1 protein-coding gene is annotated in these 3,135 nt (G+C 67.4%); it reads left to right on the top strand.

Annotation, left to right across the window (positions count from 1 at the left end):
* The coding region (locus EN949_RS34190; RefSeq protein WP_206535000.1) for a translocation/assembly module TamB domain-containing protein at positions 1–3,135 on the top strand (3,135 nt) is incomplete at both ends.

The raw sequence follows: 3,135 nt of genomic DNA on the forward strand, positions 1-3,135 counted from the left end.
GAGACAGGTCGGGCACTGCCGGTCAGACGCTCGACCTCGCGGCGCAATTTTCGGCACTGCCCGCGGCGCTCGCCAATGAATTTTCGCCCGGCCTCGACGCTGTCGGCACGCTCAGCGGCACGGCAGGAGTGACCGGGCCGCCGGCCGCTCCCGATGTCCGCTTCAACGCGCAACTGGCTGGCGTCGAAACCAGCCAGACTCGCCAGGCGGGGCTCGGAGCGCTGGCTGTCGACGCGGCAGGCAGTTACACCATGGCCGGCGGCGTGGTGCTCCATCAGGCGACACTGACCGGTGACAAGATTTCCGGCAAGGCAGCCGGCACCCTCAATCCGAACGGCGCCAGCGATTTTGCGCTCGATCTCATCTCATCCGGCCCCAGCCTGCCCCTGACTGTCGGCAGCGCCGGGAGCCCGGTCAAGATCGAAATCCGGTCCTTGTCGGCAAAGGTGGCGGGCGAGAGCACGCGGGCCCGCCTGGATGTCTCTGCGATCCTGCCCTCGATCGTCACCAGTCCAGCGAGGGTGGACGGGCTTGCCCTGGCGTTGCACTCGGATGCGTTCGATCTGAAGAACCGCGCAGGGCCAGTTTCCGGCACAGTGTCGGTGGACAAGGTCGGTCTCGACAATCCGGTGATTGCGCCGCTGATCGCCGGCAAGGTCACGGCGGCGCTCAGCGGTCGCCTGACAGCCGATGCGGTTGCCATAGACAGCGGCTCGCTCAAGAGCGATGCGCTGAACAGCCAGGTTGCCGGCCAGGTATCGCTGCGTGACGGTGCCATCGACCTCAATCTGAAGGCGGATGCCCCATCGTCGGCCTTGCCGGCGGCGGCACGCGGCATGCTTGGCGAACGCGCTGAGATCAGCGCCACGCTGAAGCGCGACCCCAACGGCAGTATCGCTATAGGCGGATTGAAGCTGACCTCGGGCGCGCTGACCGCAGACGGGCAAGCCAGCCTTGCCGACAACAAGGTGGCCGCCGACATCAAGGGTGCGCTGAGCGATATCTCGCTGCTGTCGAAAGACGCCAAGGGCGCCATCGCTTTTGCGTTGAACGCGCAGGGCCCGGCCGCGGCGCCGGACCTGTCGTTGACCATCGACAGCGACCGCCTTCTCGTGGCGGCGCGAGAGATCACCGGGCTGAAGCTGACCGCCACCGGCAAGGCCGATGCCGCCAATCCGGCGGCGAATGTGCAGCTGACCGGCAATGTCGCCGGCCAGGCGCTGCAAGGTAGTGCCGTGCTGGCGACGGCGGACGGCAAGAGCGCCATCAATGGCCTGCTGCTGTCGCTCGGCAAGAACAGGATTTCCGGCGATCTGGCGCTGGATGAAAAGTTCGTGCCGGTCGGCACCATCGCGCTCGACCTGCCCGATATCGGCCCGCTGGCAGCACTTGCCCTGGAGAAGGCCGAAGGCGATGTGCGCGGCACGATCGCCTTTTCGAAGAACGGCAATGCGCCACAGGTCGCAATCAAGGCGGCGACAGCATCGATTACGCGCGGCGACCTGCAGGCGAAAGCCGTCTCGATCGATGCGCTGGTCGCCAACTATCTGGCGGCGCCCGTGATCTCCGGAAAGATCCGCGCCGACACCGTCACGTCGGGCGGCACCGTGATCAGCGGCATCGATGTCGACTTGAAGCGCGACGGCGACTGGACCGGCTTCTCCGGCGGCGCAACCGTCAAGGGCATTCCGGCACAGGCCGCCGGCCGGGTGAAAGTGGCCAACGGCACGACGACCATCGAGCTTGCCTCCGGCCAGGCGACTGTCCAGGGCATCAAGACGGCCATCGCCCAGGCCTCGACCGTCAGCATTGCCAACGGCACAACGACGCTGGACCGGCTCGTGCTCAACCTTGGCGGCGGCACGGCGACGGTGACCGGCAAGGTCGGCACGGCGCTCGACATCAATGCGACGCTGGCGCGGGTGCCGATGTCGCTCGCCAACAGTTTCTCGCCGGGGCTCGACGCCGCCGGTTCGATCTCAGGCACGGTCAAGGTGACGGGTGCGCCGGCGAACCCCGCCATTGTCTTCAACCTCGACGCGGCCGGCGTGCGGACCTCGCAGACGCGCGGTGCCGGTGTCGGTGCGGTGAGTGTCTCCTCGTCGGGCACCTTCGGCGGCAACAAGCTGACCTTCAATGCCAATGTCGGCGATGGCGCCGGCCTTGGCCTCAAGGGCGGCGGCACCGTGACAACGGCCGGCACGCCGTCACTGGTGCTCGACTTCAATGGCGTCGTGCCGTTCGGCCTGCTCAGCCAGAAGCTGGCCGCGCAGGGTCTGTCTTTGTCTGGAACCGCCAATGTCAACGTGCAGGTGCGCGGTCCCGCGACATCGCCCGTCATCGGCGGCAGCATCAGCACCTCGGGTGCGCGCCTTGTCGATGCGCGCTCCGGCCTCGCCGTCAACGATCTCGCCGCCGATGTCTCGATTGCCGGCGGCGTCGCCAGGATCAACCGGCTGACCGGAACGCTGTCGACGCGCGGCAGCCTGTCGGCCAGCGGCACGGTCGGCATCAACCCGGCGCAGGGTTTCCCGGCCGACCTGTCGATCAAGCTGGTCGACGGCCGCTATACGGACGGCAGGGTGGTGACCGCCAATCTCGGCGGCGACCTGACGATCAAGGGACCGCTGACCTCCGCACCGGTCATCGCCGGTACCGTCAATCTCGCCAAGACGGTGATCACCGTTCCCGACAAATTGCCGGGCTCGCTGGCGGCGCTCGACGTCAAGCACAAGAACGCGCCGGGCGCGGTCAAGGCGCAGGACAAGGCGCTGCGGCCGCCGACGACCAGCGGCAAGGGCGGCGGTAGCGGCCTTGCGCTCGATGTCACGGTCAACGCGCCGAATCAGATCTTCATCCAGGGCAGGGGCGTTGATGCCGAACTTGGCGGCTCGCTGAAGCTGACCGGCCCGGCCTCGTCGCCGCAAGCGGTCGGCACCTTCACCTTGCAGCGCGGACGACTGTCGATCCTCGGCAAGCGGCTGACCTTCACCGAAGGCACGGTCGGGTTTTCCGGCTCGCTGGTGCCCTATCTCAATTTGACGGCGACCACGACGACGACCAGCGCCACCGTCACCATCGTGGTGTCGGGCGAAGCGACCAATCCGAAGTTCACCTTCTCCTCGGTGCCGGCGC

The sequence above is a fragment of the Mesorhizobium sp. M7A.F.Ca.US.007.01.2.1 genome (assembly GCF_003998165.1).
GTDB lineage: Bacteria > Pseudomonadota > Alphaproteobacteria > Rhizobiales > Rhizobiaceae > Mesorhizobium > Mesorhizobium ciceri.